We start from the raw sequence: 20,550 nt of genomic DNA on the forward strand, positions 1-20,550 counted from the left end.
ACATTCGCAGCTTGAAGGGAATACATGGTAGCGGCGACGACCGAGCCGGTGCGGTTGCCGCCCGGTCCCCGAACTCCGAAGCTGATCCAAACTGTCCGCTTTCTGGTGCAGAACCACGCGATGTTCGACAACATCTGCAAGCGCTACGGCAGCAACGTGATCAGCGTCAACCTGCCGCACAACGACCATGCCGTGGTGGTCAACGACCCGACGCTGGCCAAGGAACTGTTCAGCACCGGCACTGAGCTGATCCAACGTCCGCCTTCGGGGAACGGGTCGATCGGAGGGGCGTTCGGGCCGGGGTCGACCTTCAGCCTCGCCGGCGATGAACACCGGGAGCGCCGCAAGCTGCTCGCACCGCCGTTCCATGGCAAGCGGATGCGCGGCTACGACCGCATCATCGAAGAAGAGGTCGAGCGCGAGTTCGCAACCTGGACCGATGGTCGGGAATTCGAGACTCTCGAGCCGATGCTGAGGATCACCGTCGGGGTCATTCTGCGGGCGGTGTTCGGCGCCGAAGGTGCTGCGCTGGAAGAACTTCGAGAGACCGTGCCGGCGATGGTGACGCTCGGCTCGCTGCTCGTGGTGTGTCCCCCGATCGTCCGCACGGAGCTGGGTCCCTGGAGCCCGTGGGGCCGTTACATGAAGCAGCGCCGGCGCTTCGACGAGGTCATTGCCCAGTTGATCGCGGAGGCCCGCGCCGATCCGGCCATCGAAGAGCGCAAAGACGTGCTGGCGTTGCTGCTGCAGGCGCGCTACGAAGACGGCCAGCCGATCTCCGACGAGCACATCACCGACGAGCTGCTGACCCTGCTGGGCTCCGGCCATGAAACCACCGCGTCGTCGCTGGCATGGGCAATAGAGCGGTTGAGCCGGCATCCCGAGCTGTGCCGGCGACTGGCTGACGAGGCCGACGCCGGGGGCGGTGAACTGCGGCAGGCGACGATCTGGGAGGTGCAACGCACACGGCCCGTGCTGGACGGCACGACGCGGCGCACCAAGACCCGAATTCGGTTGGGCGAGTGGGTCCTGCCGGAAGGTACCAACATCATCATCAGCATCAAGCTGGCGCACGCCTCCGAACAGGACTTTCCCGACCATGAGGCGTTCGACCCGGACCGCTACCTGGGCACCGCCAGCAAGCCGGTCGCCTGGATTCCGTTCGGCGGCGGTGTCAACCGATGCGTCGGTGCCGCGTTCGCCAATATGGAGTCCGACGTCGTATTGCGCATGCTGCTTCGCGAATTCCGGTTGGCCCCAACCACAGCGCCCGGCGAGAAGGCGTTCTGGCGCGGCGTCGCGACCGTGCCGGCCAAGGGTGCGCGTGCGATCGTGTATCGCCGCACGGACAAGCCGCCGGTCGATTCGGATTCGATGTTCGTGGCTGACCACGGCACCGTCTGACGCACTGGCATACTTGCGACCTGTGACAGGCGGCCTCAGGCAATACGTGAAACCTCTCGGTAGCTACTCGTGGTTCAAGCTGGCCATGAACAAGTACTGGTATCCCTTCGTCACCCGCAGGTGGGACCAGGACGACGTCGTCTTCCTGAACTGGGGTTACGAGGAAGACCCGCCCATGGGCCTGCCGCTGGCACCCGAGGACGAGAAGAACCGGTGGGGCATTCAGCTGTACCACCGCACCGCGACGCAAACCGACCTCAGCGGCAAAAAGGTGCTCGAGCCCAGCTGTGGCCACGGCGGTGGCGGCGCCTACGTCATGAAGACGCTGCACCCGGAGTCATACACCGGCCTGGACTTCAACCCCGACGGGGTGGCCTTCGCCAAGCGCCGCTATCCGCTGCCTGGTTTGGATTTCGTGCACGGCGATGCCGAGAACCTGCCGTTTCCCGATGAGTCGTTCGACGCGGTGCTCAACGTCGAGGCCTCGCACGCGTATCCGCACTTCGACCGTTTCCTCAAGGAAATGGTCCGGGTGCTTCGGCCAGGCGGACACTTCCTCTACGTCGACTTCCGCGGGTTCCTCGAGTACGACGAATGGGATGCGGCGCTGGCGGCGCTACCAATGCGGATGGAATCCAAGCGCGAGATCAACAACGAGGTATTGCGCGGGCTCGACAACAACTCGGGTCGGTACCTGGAATTGGTCGGGAGCCGGCTACCGGTGTTCCTGCGGCCGTTCGGCAAACTGTTTGCCGGCACCCCAGACACCTTGATGTACAAGGAATTGCAGCGCGGTCGGCTGTCGTACCGGATGTACCACTTCATCAAGGACTGACAGCGCCTCTCAGACACCAGCGAGCCCCGTGCGTGATGCACGGGGCTCGCTGTATCGAGAGACCGGGGGTCACTGCAGCCCTCAGGACGCCGTCGCGGTCATTCATCGCTCGATGCAAGTAGCATAGGCAAGCCTGTCCTAACTTTGCAAGAGGTTGTCCGGCGTCGCGGGCGCATTGCTGAGAGGCCACGCACCGGCAGGCCAAAGCCGACCAGCGCGTCAAGCACCGCCTGTCCGCGACGCATCGCGGCGAGCTCGTCGGTGCCGGCCAGCTGCGGCACCTGCGTCGCCGAGGCAACCACCATCGAGCCGGCGATGTGCCACATCGCCGCGGTCGACAGGGCGCCGCCACTGACCGCATGCAGCTTGGCGAACAACGGCTCCAAGGACCGGTGGCAGCGGTGCGCCACCCAGGTCGTCAGCGCCGCCTCGCTGGGCAACCGGACCACACCTTCGCCCTGCGCGCAGGGATCGCCAGGCAGCACCCGCACGGTCGGGTCGACGACTCCAGCCCAGTCGATGACGCCGTCGGAGTCGACGTGAACCCAGAGGTTTTCCAGCCCGGTGTCCCACGCTCTGGCCTCCAGCACAACCAGCGCCACCACCCGGCCGATTACCGTGTGCACCAACGTGGCCGCGAGTTGCCTTGCGGCACTGCGCCTGTCCATGTCGATCGCGGCGGTGTCGAACATGGTCTGCAGCCGATCGGTGCTCAGCGCCGAAGCCAGAGGCCACCAACGACGCACCGACACATCACCGAGTACTGCGACTCCGTAGACCCGTGGGCATTGCGGATACAACTCGCGAAGCCGTCGGCTGGATTCGTGCAACGGCAGTACGTGGTCAATGGCCATCGCCGCGATCAGCGGGTCGTCGATCGTGATGGTCACGGTCACCTCCTGTTGTAAGGTTAGCCTAACCATATGCTCGATTCCGCCTCGGCGGGGACCCCGCACACGTCCTTCGCGGGCGAGTGGCACCTTGCCGCCACCGGAGAGGTACGACATGCGGTAGTAAGCGCGAGTACTCTGGCGGCATTGCACAGGAGATGAGCGAACATGGCTAAGCAAACGCGGCTCGGAGACCTAGAGCGCGCGGTGATGGACCACTTATGGTCCGCTTCGCACCCCCAGACCGTCCGTCAGGTGCACGAAGCGCTCTCGGAGCGCCGCGACCTGGCCTACACGACCGTGATGACCGTGTTGCAGCGGTTGGCCAAGAAGAACCTGGTCTCGCAGATCCGTGACGACCGCGCACATCAATACGCCCCGGTGCACGGGCGTGACGAGCTGGTCGCCGGACTAATGGTCGACGCACTCGACCAGGCCGCAGACACCGGAAGCCGACAGGCCGCCCTCGTGCACTTCGTCGAGCGGGTCGGGGCCGATGAGGCCGAAGCGTTGCGACGCGCGCTCGACGAATTGGAATCAGGGAGTCGTAAACCCCGATCTGGTGGCGCTCGGTCGGAGGACTAAGGGACACTGGGACCATGTCTGGGCTGGCCTTCACCGTTCTCGCGGTGATGCTGGTCGGCCCGGTCCCGGAGCTGTTGGCGCGCGCCAGTTGGCCGCTGCGGGCGCCGCGCGCCGCGATGGTCCTCTGGCAGGCAGTCGCGGTCGCGGCGGTGTTGTCGGCGTTCAGCGCCGGCATCGCGATTGCCAGCCGTCTGTTCGTCCCAGGTCCCGATGGTCGTCCGACAGCAAGTCCTGCCGCGGAAATCGGCCGCCTCGGCTGGCCCTTGTGGCTACTGGACGTAGCGGTCTTCGGGCTCACGCTGATCATCGGCGCGCGACTCTTCGTCGCGGTCGTCCGGGTGGCGGTCGCCACCCGTCGACGGCGGGCCCACCACCGCATGCTGGTCGACCTGCTGGGGCTGTCGCCCGATTTGGTCTCGACCCGGGCCTGTGCCCGCGACCGCGACCTGCGTGTGCTCGAAGTGGCGCAGCCGCTGGCCTACTGCCTGCCGGGAGTGCGAAGCCGCGTCGTAGTCAGTGAGGGGACGCTGGACTCGCTCACCGAAAGCGAGGTCACCGCGATACTGAGCCACGAGCGCGCCCATTTGCGCGCCCGCCACGATCTGGTGCTCGAGGCGTTCACCGCGGCACATGCCGCCTTCCCCCGATTCGTCCGCAGCGCAAGCGCTTTGGACGCGGTACAGCTGCTCGCCGAGTTACTGGCCGACGACGCAGCGGTCCGGGTGGCCGGCCCCGCTCCGCTGGCCCGGGCGCTGGTGGCGTGCGCCTCGGGCCGCGCCCCGATGGGCGCACTGGCCGCCGGCGGCGCCCACACCCTGCTACGGGTTCGACGGCTCTCCGGCAGCGGCAACAGCGTATGGGTCTCGACGGCCGCCTATCTCGCCGCCGCAGCCGTACTGATCGTGCCGACCATCGCTCTAGCGATCCCCTGGCTCACCGAACTGCATCGGCTGTTCACCGCTTTCTAACCGGCCACGCGGTCAGCTTCCGCGCTGGGGCGATACTTTGGACGCGCTGTGCCACAGTGTTTGGTGCATGGCACGAAAGTCACTCCAGTGAGAGGCGCACACATGAGCTCGTCGGAATCGAAGACCGGGACCGCGCAGATCGGCGTCACAGGCTTGGCGGTGATGGGCTCGAACCTCGCCCGCAACTTCGCCCACCACGGCTACACGGTGGCCCTGCACAACCGCTCGATCGCCAAGACCGATGCGCTGCTCAAGGAGCACGGCGACGAGGGCAATTTCGTGCGCTCCGAAACCATCGAGGAATTCCTGGACGCGCTGGAGAAGCCGCGACGGGTGATCATCATGGTCAAGGCCGGTGACCCCACCGACGCCGTCATCAACGAGCTCGCCGACGCGATGGAAGAAGGCGACATCATCATCGACGGCGGCAATGCGCTCTACACCGATACCATCCGCCGGGAGAAGGCCATCCGGGAACGCGGGCTGCACTTCGTCGGCGCCGGCATCTCCGGTGGCGAGGAGGGCGCACTCAAGGGCCCCTCGATCATGCCGGGCGGACCCGCCGAGTCGTACAAGTCGCTGGGCCCGCTGCTGGAGGAGATCTCGGCACACGTCGACGGTGTCCCCTGCTGCACCCACATCGGCCCCGACGGCGCCGGACACTTCGTCAAGATGGTGCACAACGGCATCGAGTATTCCGATATGCAGCTCATCGGCGAGGCCTACCAGCTGCTGCGAGACGCCCTCGGCAAAACTGCGCCCGAGATCGCCGACGTGTTCGCCGAGTGGAACAAGGGCGACCTGGATAGCTTTCTGATCGAGATCACCGCAGAAGTGCTGCGCCAGACCGATGCCAAAACCGGTAAGCCGCTGGTGGACGTGATCGTCGACGAGGCCGAGCAGAAGGGCACCGGCCGCTGGACGGTCAAGTCGGCGCTCGACCTGGGCGTCCCGGTGACCGGTATCGCCGAGGCGGTGTTCGCCCGCGCGCTGTCCGGGTCGGTGGCACAACGGAAAGCCACCACCGGGCTGGCGTCCGGCCACCTCGGCGAAAAGCCAAGCGATGCACAGCAATTCATCGACGACGTCAGCAAGGCGCTGTACGCCTCGAAGATCATCGCCTATGCCCAGGGCTTCAACCAGATCCAGGCCGGCAGCGCCGAATACGACTGGGACATCACCCCGGGTGACATGGCCACCATCTGGCGCGGCGGCTGCATCATCCGGGCCAAGTTCCTCAACCGGATCAAAGAGGCGTTCGACGACGACCCCGACCTCCCCACGCTGATCGCCGCGCCGTATTTCCGCAGCGCGATCGAGGACGGCGTCGACAGCTGGCGTCGCGTCGTGGTCACCGCGACCGAACTGGGTATCCCCATCCCGGGCTTCGCCTCGGCGTTGTCCTACTACGACGCATTGCGCACCGAACGACTGCCCGCAGCGCTCACCCAGGGCCTGCGGGACTTCTTCGGTGCCCACACCTACGGACGGATTGATGAAGACCCCAGCAAGAAGTTCCACACCTTGTGGAGTGGAGATCGCAGCGAAGTTCCTGCATAGCGGGGCGCGATGAATTTCCTCGACGGGCACCGGCCCGCGTACGACCTGACGTACGACGACGTCTTCATCGTGCCGAACCACTCCGACGTCGCGTCACGCTTTGACGTCGACCTGTCCACCAACGACGGCTCCGGCACCACCATTCCGGTGGTGGTGGCCAACATGACCGCGGTCGCGGGCCGTCGGATGGCCGAGACAGTGGCCCGTCGCGGCGGGATTGTCGTTCTGCCGCAGGACCTTCCGATCACTGCGGTGCAGCGAACGGTCGACTTCGTCAAGAGCCGCGACCTGGTGGTTGACACTCCAGTGACCCTGGAACCCGACGACTCGGTGTCTGACGCGCTCGCGCTGATCTCCAAGCGCGCGCACGGGGCCGCGGTGGTCACGTTCGAAGGACGGCCGCTGGGGTTGGTCACCGAATCGTGCTGCGAAGGGGTCGATCGCTTCGCCCGAGTGCGCGACATCGCGATCACCGACTTCGTCAAGGCCCCGGTAGGGACGAACCCACGCGACGTTTTCGATCTGCTCGAACACGCCTCCGTCGACGTGGCGGTGCTGACCGCGGATGACGGCACGCTCGCCGGTGTGTTAACCCGGACCGGCGCGATCCGCGCCGGCATCTACAAGCCGGCTCTCGACGGGCGTGACCGACTTCGCGTCGGTGCAGCGGTCGGCATCAACGGCGACGTGGTTGCCAAGGCGCAAGCGGTCGCCGAAGCCGGGGTCGACCTGGTGGTCGTCGACACCGCCCACGGACATCAAGCCAAGGCACTCGACGCGATCAAGTCGATCGCATCGCTCGACCTCGGCGTACCCCTGGTCGCGGGCAACGTGGTGTCGGCGGACGGCACTCGCGATCTGGTCAATGCCGGAGCCTCGATCGTCAAAGTCGGGGTGGGGCCGGGAGCCATGTGCACCACTCGGATGATGACCGGTGTCGGTCGGCCCCAGTTTTCCGCCGTCCTCGAATGCGCCTCGGCGGCAAGACAACTCGGCGCGCACGTATGGGCCGACGGCGGCGTGCGCCACCCGCGCGACGTAGCGCTGGCGCTGGCGGCCGGGGCGTCCAACGTGATGATCGGGTCGTGGTTTGCCGGCACCTACGAGTCGCCCGGCGACCTGCTGCGCGACCGGGACGGCAAACCGTACAAGGAGAGCTACGGCATGGCCTCCAAGCGCGCGGTGGTCGCCCGCACCGCCGCCGACAGCGCCTTCGAGCGGGCCCGCAAAGCCCTGTTCGAGGAGGGCATCTCGACATCGCGGATGGCGCTCGACCCCGTCCGAGGAGGCGTCGAGGACCTGCTCGACCACATCACCTCTGGCGTGCGCAGCACCTGCACCTACGTCGGGGCGTCGACCCTGTCGGAGCTGCACGATCAAGTGGTCGTCGGTATCCAGTCCGCGGCCGGCTTCGCCGAGGGCCATCCGCTGCCGTTCGGCTGGTGATCACGGGCGTGTCACCAGCGCGGCCACAACTCGCGCGGGTCGCGCCTTCGCTACCATCAGAGTTCACTTGTGAGTGGATACATCGAAGAAAGGGCCCCCGTGCCGCAGGCACCCGCGCCAACCGGCGTGTGTGACGCCGACCCCGAGGAGCCTCCTTCTCGCGGAGTGATCGCGAGCGCGGGCAAAGCCCGGGCGAAGCGGATCACGACCGTCGGGCCAGGAGTGATCGCGAGCGCGGGCAAAGCCCGGGCGAAGCGGATCACGACCGTCGGGCCAGGAGTGATCGCGAGCGCGGGCAAAGCCCGGGCGAAGCGGGTCACGACCGTTCGAGGGTGGCCGCGATGAATCTGCTCGTCACGTTGGTGAGTTTGCTGGCGATCGTGGCGCTCACGGCCGGCACCGCATTGTTCGTCGCCGCGGAATTCTCCCTCACCACGCTCGAGCGCAGCACCGTCGAGGCCAACGCCCGCCTCGGCGGACGGCGCGATCGTTATGTCCAGCGCGCCCATCACAGCTTGTCGTTTCAACTGTCCGGCGCGCAGCTAGGCATCTCGATCACCACGCTGATCACCGGCTACCTGACTGAGCCGCTGGTCAAGGAGCTGCCGCATCCGGCACTGGATGCGCTGGGCGTGCCCAGCCGGATCGCCGATGCGGTGATCACATTCGTGACGCTGGTGATCGTCACATCGTTGTCGATGATCTTCGGCGAGCTGATCCCGAAAAACATTGCGGTGGCGCGTCCTCCGGCGACGGCGCGAGCGGTGGCCGGGATGCAACTGTTGTTCTCCTGGCTGATGACATGGCCGATTCGGCTGGTCAACGGGGTGGCCAACTGGATTCTGCGCAAGCTTGGTGTCGAGCCGGCAGAGGAGCTGCGTTCGGCACGCTCGGCGCAAGAGCTGGTCTCGCTGGTCCGCACGTCGGCACGCAGCGGCTCATTGGACCCGGCCACGGCGGCGCTGCTCGACCGGTCGTTGCAATTCGGTGAACTGACCGCCGAGGAGCTGATGACGCCACGGTCGAAAATCGTTGCGCTGCAGGTCGACAACACCGTCGCCGATCTCATTGAAGCCGCCGTCGAAAGCGGCTTTTCTCGGTTTCCCGTCGTCGACGGCGACCTCGACGAGACGGTCGGAATCGTGCACGTCAAGCAGGTTTTTGCGGTGCCACCCGCACAGCGCGACATCACCGTGGTCACCGCGGTCGCGCGGCCTGTCGCCAAGGTGCCGTCGACCCTCGACGGCGACGCATTGATGGGACAGATCCGGGCCAACGACCTGCAAACCGCGATGGTGGTCGACGAGTACGGCGGGACCGCAGGCATGGTGACCGTCGAAGACCTCATCGAGGAGATCGTCGGCGACGTACGTGACGAGCACGACGACGCCGTCCAGGACGTCGTAGCCGTCGAGGGCGGCTGGCGGGTCTCGGGGCTGCTTCGTATCGACGAGGTGGCCGCGGCGACCGGCTATCACGCCCCCGAGGGAGAGTACGAGACGATCGGTGGACTGGTACTCGAGCAGCTCGGCCGCATCCCCGTCATCGGCGACGAGGTACAGCTGAGTGGGTACGAGCACGACGGCGTACCGCACACCTCCGCGTGGCGGGCCAGAGTCTTACGGATGGACGGCCGTCGCATCGATCTGCTCGAGCTGACCCAACTGCCGGACCGGGCCGACTCCGGCGCACTGCGAGGTCGCTGATGGGCGACCTGTTCGAGTTACTTGCCACGTTCCTGCTGATCGGCGCGAACGCCTTCTTCGTCGCGGCCGAGTTCTCGCTGATCTCCGCGCGACGGGATCGCCTGGAGGGGCTTGCCGAACAGGGGCGGTCGGGCGCGGTGACCGTCATCCGCGCCGGTGAACAGCTACCACTGATGTTCGCGGGCGCACAGCTGGGTGTCACGGTCTCGTCGATCCTGCTCGGCCGCATCGGCGAACCGGCCGTCGCCGACCTGCTTCGGCGCCCGTTCGACCTGGTTGGAGCGTCGCCCGCGCTGCTGGACACCGCATCGTTCGTGGTGGCTCTGGGCATCGTGGTCACGCTGCATTTGCTCCTCGGCGAAATCGTGCCGAAGAACATCGCGTTGGCCGGGCCGGAACGGGCCGCGATGCTGCTTATCCCGGTCTATCTTGTGTACGCCCGCGCGGTACGACCACTGGTGAATTTCTACAGTCGTTGCAACAGCTTCATCTTGCGGGCGCTTCGCGTGCGCCCCCGTGACGAGCTCGACGTGACGGTCTCCACCGTCGAGCTCAGCGAGATGATCGCCGAGTCGGTGTCCGAAGGACTGCTGGACCGCGAGGAACACACCCGCCTCACCCGGGCATTGCAGATTCGTAATCGCACGGTCGCTGACGTCGCGGTGCCGGTCGCGGGTATCCAGGCCGTCCCGGTCGCGGCGGAGGGTTCCGGCCCGACGGTTGCCGTGATTGAACAAGCCCTGGCGACGACGGGCTACTCGCGCTTCCCGGTGGTCGGCGTCGACGGCAGCTTCGTCGGATACCTGCACATCAAGGACATGCTGTCGCTGGCGGGCGACCCGCAGGCGGTGATCGACCTGGCCAGAGTGCGGCCCCTGCCCCGCATCTCCGGGTCACTCAGCGTTCCTGAGGCCTTGTCGCGGATGCGTCGCACCAACAGCCACCTGGCGCTGGTGACGGCGCAGGACGGCGGCACCGTGGTCGCGATGGTCGCGCTCGAAGACCTGGTGCGCGACCTGGTCGGCGTTGTCCGCGACGGGACGTCGCGTGCGTGAGATCGGCAATCAGAGTGTGCTGGAGCCCGAACAGTGGCTAGCCCGCGCTCGCGATCATGCCGTGCGCGTCGAGGGTTTCGTCGCCCCGCACGCCGAGCGCGCCCGAGTCGGCGAGCCGCACCCGGTGTGGGACTTCCTGTTCAGCTACTACAGCCTGCGCCCTGGCCAGCTGCGCTGCTGGCATCCCGGGTACGGGGTGACGCTGACCGGCGATGAGGCGATCCGCCGCTATCGGGACCGCCGCGGGTACGCCGTCGCCGGGTCCGGTGTCACCGTCAGCCGCGCCCACTTGTGCAGCCGGGTCGAGACAATCGCCTTCGTCGCCCGACTGCTGCGCGCGACCGCGCAGCGACCGGCCCAACTGAACTGCTTCGGGCTGCACGAGTGGGCGATGGTCTACCGCAGCGGTGAGGTCCGCCACGATCGGGTTCCGCTGCGACTCGGCGCCGCGGCCACCGACACCGTCGTCGAGGCCGAGATCGCAGGGCCGTTGCGGTGCAGCCACTTTGACGCGTTCCGGTTTTTCACTGCCGATGCCGCGCCACGCAACGCCGGCAAACCCAGGCGGGACACCCAGCACGACTGGGAACAGCCCGGCTGCCTGCACGCCAATATGGACCTGTACAAGTGGTCCTACAAGCTGAGCCCGCTGATCGATTCCGAGACGCTGCTGGCCTGCCTGGAGCTGGCCGCGGCGGCACGTGAAATCGACATGCGGGCCAGTCCCTATGATCTGAGCGGCTACGGGTATACGCCGATTGCGGTCGAGGACGCGGCCGGTCGAGCCGAGTACGTGCGTTGCCAAAAGGACATTGCGACCCGCGCCCAACCGTTGCGGGTTGCGCTGCTGGAGCGGTGTGACCTGCTGCTGCAGGTTGCCGGTGGCGAGTAGGCACGCGACCGGCCGGTAGGCTGAGAAGTGATTTCGACAGGTAAGTCCGGAGGGAAAAGATGACTGATCGCGTGTCGGTGGGGAACCTGCGCGTCGCCCAAGTGCTGTACGACTTCGTCAACAACGAGGCTCTGCCGGGCACCGACATAGACCCCGACAGCTTCTGGGCCGGCGTGGACAAGGTCGTCACCGACCTGCAGCCGCAGAACCAGGACCTGCTGCAACGCCGCGATCAACTGCAGGCGCAGATCGACAAGTACCACCGCCAGCACGTCATCGAGCCGCTCGACCCCGAGGGCTATCGCGAGTTCCTCACCGAGATCGGTTACCTGCAGCCAGAACCCGCCGACTTCACCATCACCACCGCCGGTGTCGACGACGAGATCACCACGACCGCCGGTCCCCAGCTGGTGGTGCCCGTCCTCAATGCGCGCTTCGCGCTCAATGCGGCCAACGCCCGATGGGGCTCGCTGTACGACGCGCTCTACGGCACCGACGTGATCCCGGAAAGCGACGGCGCCGAGAAGGGCACTAGCTACAACCGGGTCCGCGGCGACAAGGTGATCGCCTACGCCCGCGAATTCCTCGACAAGGCCGTGCCCCTGGCGTCGGGTTCCTGGTCGGACGCAACCGGGTTGAGCGTCGACGACGGCCACCTGAAGATCGCCACGGCCGACGGATCCGTCGAGCTGGCCGACCCGGAGAAGTTCCTCGGCTACACCGGTGAACTCGGCTCCCCCAGCTGGTCGGTGCTGCTGGTCAATCACGGCCTACACATCGAGATCTTGGTCGACCCGCAGTCGCCGGTCGGCAAGACCGACAACGCCGGCATCAAAGACGTCGTGCTGGAGTCGGCGATCACCACGATCATGGACTTCGAGGACTCGGTCGCCGCCGTCGACGCCGACGACAAGGTGCTGGGTTACCGCAACTGGCTCGGCCTGAACCGGGGTGACCTATCCGAAGAGGTCACCAAGGACGGCAAGACCTTCAGTCGCGTGCTCAACCAGGACCGCACATACAAGACCCCCGACGGCGGCGAGCTCACGTTGCCCGGACGCAGCCTGCTGTTCGTCCGCAACGTCGGCCACCTGATGACCAACGATGCGATAGTCGACGCCGAGGGCAACGAGGTGTTCGAGGGCATCCAGGACGCGCTATTCACCGGACTGGCCGCAATCCACGGCCTCAAGACCGGTGACGCCAATGGACCGCTGACCAACAGCCGCACCGGCTCGGTCTACATCGTCAAGCCCAAGATGCACGGCCCCGACGAGGTCGCCTACACCTGCGAGCTCTTCAGCCGCGTCGAGGACGTCCTCGGTCTGCCGCAGGGCACGCTCAAGGTCGGCATCATGGACGAAGAACGCCGCACCACCGTCAACCTCAAGGCGTGCATCAAGGCCGCCGCCGACCGGGTGGTGTTCATCAACACCGGCTTCCTCGACCGCACCGGCGACGAGATCCACACGTCTATGGAAGCGGGCCCGATGATCCGCAAGGGCGCGATGAAGACCACCACCTGGATCAAGGCCTACGAAGACAACAACGTCGACACCGGGCTCGCCGCCGGATTCAAGGGCAGGGCGCAAATCGGCAAGGGCATGTGGGCCATGACCGAGCTGATGGCCGACATGATGGAGCAAAAGATCGGCCAGCCCAAGGCCGGTGCCACCACCGCGTGGGTGCCGTCACCGACGGCGGCCACCTTGCACGCGATGCACTACCACTACGTGGACGTCGCCGCGGTGCAGGAAGAGCTCGAGGGCAAGAAGCGGGCCACGATCGACGAGTTGCTGACCGTGCCGCTGGCGAAGGAGCTGGCCTGGGCGCCCGAGGAGATCCGCGAGGAAGTCGACAACAACTGTCAGTCGATCCTCGGGTACGTGGTGCGCTGGATCGACGCGGGCGTGGGCTGCTCGAAGGTTCCGGACATCCACGATGTCGCGTTGATGGAAGACCGTGCCACGCTTCGGATTTCCAGCCAGCTGCTGGCTAACTGGCTACGGCATGGCGTCATCACCGAAGAGGATGTGCGCGCTAGCCTGGAGCGGATGGCTCCGCTGGTGGACGAGCAGAATGCCGGTGATTCCGGTTACTTGCCGATGGCGCCCAACTTCGACGACAGCATCGCCTTCCTGGCCGCCCAGGAGCTGATTCTGCAGGGCGGTCAGCAGCCCAGCGGCTACACCGAGCCGATCCTGCATCGGCGGCGGCGCGAGTTCAAGGCACGCGCTCATCAGTGACGTCTGTTTGGGGAACTTTCACCGCTCCGATGGTTAGCGGCTGCAGACACCTCCGGCGCTCAGGAGAGGACCGGCATGGGTAGGCACAGGGCTCCCGACGACGATGACGACGAACCGATCGAAGAGCCGTCAGACGAGCATCCCGCGCCGGAGCCTTTCGGAGATGTAGACGAACATCGCGAAGCGCCGGCCTTTCCGGACGACGAGCCGCCCTACCCGGGTTCGTTCTCGGCACCGCGTTACCCGACGAGTCCGCCTGAGGACTTCGGCGACGACGATCATTTTTTCGGCTTCGACGAGCCGGCCGACGAGCACCGCGACGAATTGACGCGACCCGTCTCGATCGAGCGCGACGTGCCGCCTGTCGACCCCGACCTGTCGGAGGAGTTCCCGGACTTTCCGCGCCGCGACGCAGAACCTGCGCCGCCGCCGTCGGGACCCCCGACCGGCGGGCACCGCGGCCTACCCGGCTTCAGTGGCGGCCACCGCACTGAAGGCGGTCGGCGCGGCGTCAGCATCGGCGTGATCGCCGCTTTGATCTCCGTCGTCGTCGTGGTGGGCGTCGTCATCCTGTGGCGCTTCTTTGGTGACGCGCTGTCGAACCGCTCGCACAGCGCGCGATGCGTCGGTGACAAGATTCCGGTCGCCGTGGTCGCCGACCCGTCGATCTCCGATCAGGTCCAACATCTGGCGGACCGGTTCAACGGCCAATCCGCACCTGTCGGCGACCACTGCGTCGCCATCGGTGTGACATCGGCCGGCTCGGACGCCGTTGTCGACGGCTTCATCGGCAAATGGCCTGGTGAACTCGGTCAACGCCCGGCGCTGTGGATTCCGGGCAGCTCGGTGTCCGCGGCGCGACTGACCGCCGCGGCGGGCAAAGAGACCGTCAGCGACAGTCGCTCGCTGGTGACGTCACCCGTCGTCCTCGCGGTGCGGCCGGAGCTCCAGAAAGCCTTGGGCGACCAGAATTGGGCCGCTCTTCCCGACCTGCAGACCAAACCGGATTCGATGGCCGGACTGAAGCTTCCGTCCTGGGGGTCGCTGCGGTTGGCGTTGCCGATCGGCGGCAACAGCGACGCGGCGTTCCTCGCCGGCGAGGCGGTGGCAGCCGGATCGGTCCCACCCGGTGCTCCACCAACCGATGGCAGCGGCGCCGTGCGCAGGTTGATCAGCGGGCAGCCCAAACTCGCCGACAACTCGCTCGGCGAGGCGCTGAACGCGCTCCTGAAGCCCGGTGACGCCGCCACGGCGCCGGTCCACGCGGTGGTCACCACCGAACAGCAGGTCTTCGCCTGCGGGCAGTCGCAGTCCGATGCCGGCGGCGTGCTGAAGGCATGGCAGCCGCCCGGGGCCGCCGCGGTTGCCGACTACCCCACCGTGCTGCTGAGTGGATCGTGGCTGTCGCAGGAGCAGGTCACCGCGGCCAGCGAATTCGCCCGTTTCATGCACAAGCCAGACCAGTTGGCCGAACTGGCCAAGGCAGGGTTCCGCGCCGAGGGGACCAAGACCCCGAAAAGTGACGTCACCAATTTCCCGGCGCTGCCCTCGACGCTGTCGATCGGTGACGACGCTACGCGCGCCGCGTTGGCCAACGCCGTCTCGGCGCCGGCGAGCGCTCCGGCGGCGATCATCATGCTCGAGCAGTCCATGACGACCGACGAAGGCGGCAAGACCCGGCTGGGCAACGTCGTGAGCGCACTCGAAGACCGGATCAAGGCGCTGGCTCCCAACGCCGTGATCGGCTTGTGGACGTTCGACGGCAAGGAAGGCCGGTCAGAAGTGCCGGCGGGACCGCTCAGCGATCAGGTCGACGGTAAGCCGCGTACCGAGGAGCTGACAGCAGCGCTGGATCGACAGCACGCGTCGTCCGGCGGCGCGGTGTCTTTCACCACGCTGCGGCTGATCTACCAGAATGCCCAAGCGAACTTCCATGCCGGACAGACGAATTCGATCCTGGTGATCACCGCTGGCCCGCACACCGATCAGAGTTTGGGTGGGCAGGGTTTGCAGGACTTCATCAAGCAGAGCGCAAACCCGGCCAAACCGGTGGCCGTCAACGTCATCGACTTTGGTTCCGACTCCGACCGGGAGACCTGGGAGGCCGTCGCGAAACTCTCCGGCGGGACCTATCAGAACCTTGCGACGTCCGCCTCACCCGACCTGGCCAGCGCGGTATCGAGCTTCCTGAGCTGATCTGGCTCGCCGGCGCCGCAGAGCGGGCAGCCCCTCACGCCGCTCAGCGTGAACACAGACTGAATTCGAAGATGGCTCAAAGTCAGTGCCCTTTCTTCGAATAATGCTCAGTCATCGCCCACGAACTGGGTTGGCTATACCGGCCAAGAGCGCAAGCGCCCCAGCCTGTTTGCCGTCCCATCGATGGGGCGTCCGTCGAATACATCGGCCAATCGATAGACATTAGAAGATTGTCCAATTACTCAGACGCACCTCAGGTAAAGTTTCACGCTGTCCCGGCTATGTGATTGCCATCACAGCGCAATGCTCGATCGAGGAGATGCCCGCCATGCAACTCGCCCTGCGTCCTTATGCCACCGCCGGAGTTGCCCTCGTCGGCGCCAGCATCATCGTCGTAACTCCCGTCGCGCCGCCGCTTCCCGAGATTCAGGCGCATTCGGTCAAACTGGTCGATGCCTGGACCGATCTCGTCTCCGACACCACAGCCAACCTGTCCAACATCGCCGCCAATTCTGACCCGACCGCGATCGCCGGCGTATTCCAAGCGCTGCTGAGCAATCCGCTGGGCGTCATCCAGGCGCTGACCGATCTCACCCCCACGGTGACAACGGAGCTCGGCTCGCTGCCCGCGACAGTCAACATCGACTTGCCGCCCGGCCTGGAACTCGGCATCGCGCAGCTCGGCGCCTGGGCCACCACTCTCGAATCCGTCAACGAGGTCATCGGCCAACTGTCCAGCAACCCCGCGGGCGCGTTCAACACGCTCCTGGAGGCGCCGGCCACCATCTTGAACGGATTCCTCAACGGCGAAGACAACATCAGCCTGCTCGACGGCACGATCAACATCGCCGGCTTCAACGGCATCCTGGCGCCGCTGCAGGAAGTCAGCATCAGCCTCAACTTGGCCAACCTGCTGGACGCCCTGGGCGTGGGAGATCTCAGCCTCAGCAGCCTCGGCATCAATCTCACCGACCTGTTGAACCAGCTCGGTCTGGGCAACCTCGACCTCGGCGGCTTGTTCGATGCGCTTGGCATCGGCAACGACGGCTTGGGCAGCCTGCTTACCGACGCGACACTCAGTTCGCTGCTCGGCGACCTCGGCCTTAGCGGCTTGGGATTGGGCAGCTTCAGCCTGACTCAGATCCTGAGCGATCTTGGACTCAACGGCGCGACTCCGCTCAACGAACTGGGCTTGAGCACCGTGCTGGACGCATTCGGCCTCGACTCCCCGATCAATCTGAGCCTGAGCGGCCTGCTGACCGATCTGGGTTTTGGCAGCCTGGTCAACGAAGGCTTGGGCAGCCTGCTTGCGACGCTGCCGAGCGGGCTTCTCACCGGCGCGCTCTCCAGCCTCAACGGCGTGTTGGGCACCCTGCTGAACCCGCTGCTCAGCATCCCGGCCCTTGGCCCGTTGCTCAGTTCGGCCTTGACCGCTGCCGGCCTCAACCTCAACAGTCTGTTAGACGTCAGCAACCTCGAGACCGCGCTGAACGGCATCACCATCGGTGATCTGCTGGGCGGCCAGGGGATTGACACGACCGTTAGCGGCCTGCTGGGCGACCTTGGTATCGACATCCCCGACAACCTGACCGTCGGCGGCATTCTGACCGACCTCGGGTTCGCTTCCGGCACAGCCGACCTGACCCTGTCCGGTCTGCTGACCGACCTGGGTATCGGTGACACGGGAATCGGCGACCTGCTCAACACGGTCAGTCTTAGCGATCTGCTCGGTGACCTCGGCCTGTCCGACCTCCCGCTGAACCTGAGCAACCTCGGCGACCTCACCGATTTGACCGTCGGTGGCCTGCTGGGCGACCTCGGCCTGGGCGACATCGCCACGATCAACATCGACGGGTTCGGCGGACTGGCTACCTTGCTGAGCGACGTGATCCCGCAACAGATCCTGACCTCGCTGGGGATGTAAGCGCTAAGCGTAAGACTCCACCGGCGGGCACGAGCAGACCAGGTTGCGGTCGCCGTAGGCTCCGTCGATGCGGCGTACCGGCGGCCACACCTTGGGCCGGAAGCCCTTGCCGAGCGGGTACGCCGCGACCTCGCGGGTGTACGGGTGCTCCCACTTGTCCACCACCAGGCACTCGGCGGTGTGCGGCGCACCGCGCAGCGGGTTGTCGTCGACCGCCCACTCCCCTGAGCCGACGCGGTCGATCTCACCGCGGATGGCGATCATCGCGTCGCAGAACGCATCGACCTCGGCGAGGCTCTCGCTCTCGGTAGGTTCGACCATCAGCGTGCCGGCGACCGGGAAGCTCATGGTCGGGGCGTGAAAACCGTAGTCCGCCAGTCGCTTTGCGACATCGTCGACGGTCACTCCGGTTGACTTGGTGATCGGCCGCAGGTCCAGGATGCACTCGTGGGCCACCATGCCGTTCTCTCCGGTGTACAGCACCGGGTAGTACTCGTCGAGGCGGCGGGCGATGTAGTTGGCCGACGCGATCGCCGTCAGCGACGCCGCGCGCAGACCCGGCGCACCCATCATGCGGATGTACGCCCAGCTGATCGGCAGGATCGATGCCGAGCCGTAGGGCGCCGACGACACCGGCGCGCCCGCAGGTAGTTCGGGGGCGTAGGGGTGCCCCGGTAGGAACGGCGCCAAGTGCGCACGCGCGGCGACCGGCCCGACGCCGGGCCCGCCACCGCCGTGCGGAATGCAGAACGTCTTGTGCAGATTCAGGTGGCTGACATCGCCGCCGAACTTGCCCGGCCGCGCCAGCCCGACCAACGCGTTGAGGTTGGCGCCGTCGATGTAGACCTGGCCGCCCGCGTCGTGCACGGCCGCGCAGATGTCGGCAATGTCTTGTTCATACACCCCGTGCGTCGACGGGTAAGTGATCATCAACGTGGACAGCCGCTCGGCGTGCTCGCTGACCTTGGCGCGCAGGTCATCGAGGTCCACGTCGCCGTTCGAACGACAGGCCACCACAACAACTTTCATGCCGGCCAGCGCAGCGGATGCCGCGTTGGTCCCATGGGCGCTGGACGGGATCAGACAGATGTTTCGGGCGGCTTCGCCGCGGCTGGCGTGGTAGGCGTGGATCGCGAGCAGCCCGGCGTACTCGCCCTGCGATCCGGCGTTGGGCTGCAACGAGATTGCGTCATATCCGGTCAACTGCACCAACCAGTTCTCCAGGTCGGCAATGAGCCGGCGCAGGCCCCGGCTGTCGGACGCGGGCGCGAACGGGTGCTGACGCGCGAATTCCGGCCAGGTGATCGACTCCATCTCGGCGGCGGCGTTCAGTTTCATCGTGCACGAGCCGAGCGGAATCATCGTGCGGTCCAAGGCAAGATCCTTGTCCGCCAGCGCGCGCAGATACCGCATCATCGATGTCTCGGTCCGGTAGTCGACGAACGCCGGGTGGGTCAGGAACTCCGATGTCCGGTTCGCGATCCCCGCGCAGACAGACTCGGCGGCCTGAACGCCGAAAGCATCCAGCACGGCCGCGACATGCGCCTCGGTGGTCACTTCGTCACACGTCACCGACACGTGGTCGGCGTCGACCCGCCACAGGTTGATGCCGTGGGCCTTGGCCGCCGCGACCACCTCGTCGGCGCGGCCCGGCACGTGACCCACGACCGTGTCAAAGTATTTGTCGTGCACCAAATCATCGCCCAGGCCAGCGGCGATCGCCTCGGCATGGCCGTGCACGCGTCGGGCGATGCCGCGCAGCCCGTCGGCGCCGTGGTAGCTCGCGTACATGGCGGCCATCACCGACAACAGCACCTGGGCGGTGCAGATGTTGCTGGTCGCCTTGTCGCGGCGGATGTGTTGCTCGCGCGTCTGCAGCGCCAGCCGGTACGCAGGCGAGCCGTCGGCGTCGACGGAGACACCGACGAGCCGGCCGGGTAGCTGGCGCGCGTGCTTTTCGTGCACCACCAGGTATCCGGCGTGCGGGCCCCCGAATCCCATTGGCACACCGAAACGTTGGGTGTTGCCGAAAGCGACGTCGGCGCCGATCTCCCCCGGCGGCGTGATCAGCGTCAATGCCAACAGATCAGCGCCGACAGCGACGAGGGCTCCGCGGTCGTGAGCTTCGGAGACCAGGGCCGACCAGTCGGTGATCCGGCCGCTCGCGCCGGGCAGCTGCGCGATCACGCCGAAGAAATCACCGTCGGGCAGACCGTCCCGCAGATCCGCGGTGACGATTTCGATGCCCAGCGGCTCCGCGCGGGTGGCGAGGATCGCGGCGGTCTGGGCGAACACGTCGACATCGACGGCCAGCTTGTTCGCCTTCCCTTTGACGGCCCGATGCATCAGGGTCATCGCCTCGGCGGCGGCGGTGCCCTCGTCGAGCATCGACGCATTGGCCACCTCGAGGCCCGTCAGGTCGGCGACCATGGTCTGGAAGTTCAGCAGCGCCTCGAGCCGCCCCTGACTGATCTCCGGCTGGTACGGCGTGTACGCCGTGTACCAGGCCGGGTTCTCCAGGATGTTTCGCAGCAGCACCGGCGGTGTGTAGGTGTCGTAGTAGCCCTGCCCGATCATCGACACCGCGACGGTGTTCTGGTCGGCCAACTCCCGCAGCTCAGCCAGGGCCTCCGCCTCACTGGCAGCCGGCGGCAACTCATCCAGGCCGGGCGCGGCGCCGGATTCGGTCAGGGCATCAAGGATTCCGGGAGGTAAGGCGCGACGCGCGAGCTCGTCGAGTGAGTCGACCCCGATGACCTCGAGCATCGCCGCGACGGCGGTGCTGTCCGGGCCGATGTGCCGGTCGGCGAAGAGCGGGTTGGTGTAGTCGGACATGGCGGACT

General features: G+C 66.4%; 14 protein-coding genes. 12 read left to right on the forward strand and 2 right to left on the reverse strand.

Translation table 11 applies throughout. The features are described 5' to 3' along the window. Positions 1–24: 24 nt before the first annotated feature. Both MKK62_RS22355 and MKK62_RS22360 read left to right on the forward strand, forming a co-directional pair. A complete protein-coding gene (locus tag MKK62_RS22355) occupies positions 25–1,404 on the forward strand; it encodes a cytochrome P450 (RefSeq protein WP_240263656.1) in 1,380 nt (459 codons plus the stop codon). A gap of 85 nt (positions 1,405–1,489) precedes the next feature. Continuing rightward, positions 1,490–2,239, forward strand: a complete 750-nt coding sequence (locus tag MKK62_RS22360) for a phthiotriol/phenolphthiotriol dimycocerosates methyltransferase (RefSeq protein ID WP_286670905.1) — start codon at positions 1,490–1,492, stop codon at positions 2,237–2,239. Between the two features lie 98 nt (positions 2,240–2,337). Here the strand turns inward: MKK62_RS22360 and MKK62_RS22365 are convergent, their stop codons facing one another. Beyond that, positions 2,338–3,129 carry an iron reductase gene (locus MKK62_RS22365; protein WP_240263655.1) on the reverse strand — a complete coding sequence of 264 codons (792 nt, stop codon included), beginning with the start codon at positions 3,127–3,129 and terminating at the stop codon, positions 2,338–2,340. Between the two features lie 168 nt (positions 3,130–3,297). Between MKK62_RS22365 and MKK62_RS22370 the strand changes: the two genes are divergently transcribed. From MKK62_RS22370 to MKK62_RS22415, 10 genes are all read left to right on the forward strand, one after another. Next, positions 3,298–3,714, forward strand: a complete 417-nt coding sequence (locus tag MKK62_RS22370; protein ID WP_240263654.1) for a BlaI/MecI/CopY family transcriptional regulator — start codon at positions 3,298–3,300, stop codon at positions 3,712–3,714. A 14-nt stretch (positions 3,715–3,728) separates the two neighbouring features. After that, on the forward strand, positions 3,729–4,682 hold the full coding sequence (locus tag MKK62_RS22375) for a M56 family metallopeptidase (RefSeq protein ID WP_240263653.1): 954 nt from the start codon (positions 3,729–3,731) through the stop codon (positions 4,680–4,682). 102 nt (positions 4,683–4,784) lie between these two features. Beyond that, on the forward strand, positions 4,785–6,242 hold the full coding sequence (gene gnd / locus MKK62_RS22380; RefSeq protein WP_240263652.1) for an NADP-dependent phosphogluconate dehydrogenase: 1,458 nt from the start codon (positions 4,785–4,787) through the stop codon (positions 6,240–6,242). Positions 6,243–6,251: 9 nt separating this feature from the next. After that, positions 6,252–7,688: a GuaB1 family IMP dehydrogenase-related protein gene (locus MKK62_RS22385; RefSeq protein WP_240263651.1), complete on the forward strand. Its 1,437-nt coding sequence runs from the start codon at positions 6,252–6,254 to the stop codon at positions 7,686–7,688. A gap of 341 nt (positions 7,689–8,029) precedes the next feature. Continuing rightward, the gene (locus MKK62_RS22390; RefSeq protein ID WP_240263650.1) at positions 8,030–9,394 is read left to right on the forward strand and encodes a hemolysin family protein; all 1,365 of its coding nucleotides are present in this window, start codon (positions 8,030–8,032) and stop codon (positions 9,392–9,394) included. Next, complete coding sequence (locus tag MKK62_RS22395; RefSeq protein ID WP_240263649.1) at positions 9,394–10,449, forward strand: hemolysin family protein; 1,056 nt, start codon at positions 9,394–9,396, stop codon at positions 10,447–10,449. Before MKK62_RS22390 ends, MKK62_RS22395 begins: the two co-directional genes overlap by 1 nt. Continuing rightward, on the forward strand, positions 10,442–11,341 hold the full coding sequence (locus MKK62_RS22400) for a polysaccharide deacetylase family protein (protein ID WP_240263648.1): 900 nt from the start codon (positions 10,442–10,444) through the stop codon (positions 11,339–11,341). Before MKK62_RS22395 ends, MKK62_RS22400 begins: the two co-directional genes overlap by 8 nt. Before the next feature lie 59 nt (positions 11,342–11,400). Beyond that, the gene (locus MKK62_RS22405; RefSeq protein WP_240263647.1) at positions 11,401–13,587 is read left to right on the forward strand and encodes a malate synthase G; all 2,187 of its coding nucleotides are present in this window, start codon (positions 11,401–11,403) and stop codon (positions 13,585–13,587) included. A 75-nt stretch (positions 13,588–13,662) separates the two neighbouring features. After that, a complete protein-coding gene (locus MKK62_RS22410) occupies positions 13,663–15,783 on the forward strand; it encodes a substrate-binding domain-containing protein (protein ID WP_240263646.1) in 2,121 nt (706 codons plus the stop codon). 283 nt (positions 15,784–16,066) lie between these two features. After that, a complete protein-coding gene (locus tag MKK62_RS22415; protein WP_240263645.1) occupies positions 16,067–17,707 on the forward strand; it encodes a hypothetical protein in 1,641 nt (546 codons plus the stop codon). A 3-nt stretch (positions 17,708–17,710) separates the two neighbouring features. Here the strand turns inward: MKK62_RS22415 and gcvP are convergent, their stop codons facing one another. After that, the gene (gene gcvP / locus MKK62_RS22420) at positions 17,711–20,542 is read right to left on the reverse strand and encodes an aminomethyl-transferring glycine dehydrogenase (RefSeq protein ID WP_240263644.1); all 2,832 of its coding nucleotides are present in this window, start codon (positions 20,540–20,542) and stop codon (positions 17,711–17,713) included. Positions 20,543–20,550 lie beyond the last annotated feature (8 nt).

The organism is Mycobacterium paraterrae (assembly GCF_022430545.2).
Taxonomy (GTDB): Bacteria; Actinomycetota; Actinomycetes; order Mycobacteriales; family Mycobacteriaceae; genus Mycobacterium; species Mycobacterium paraterrae.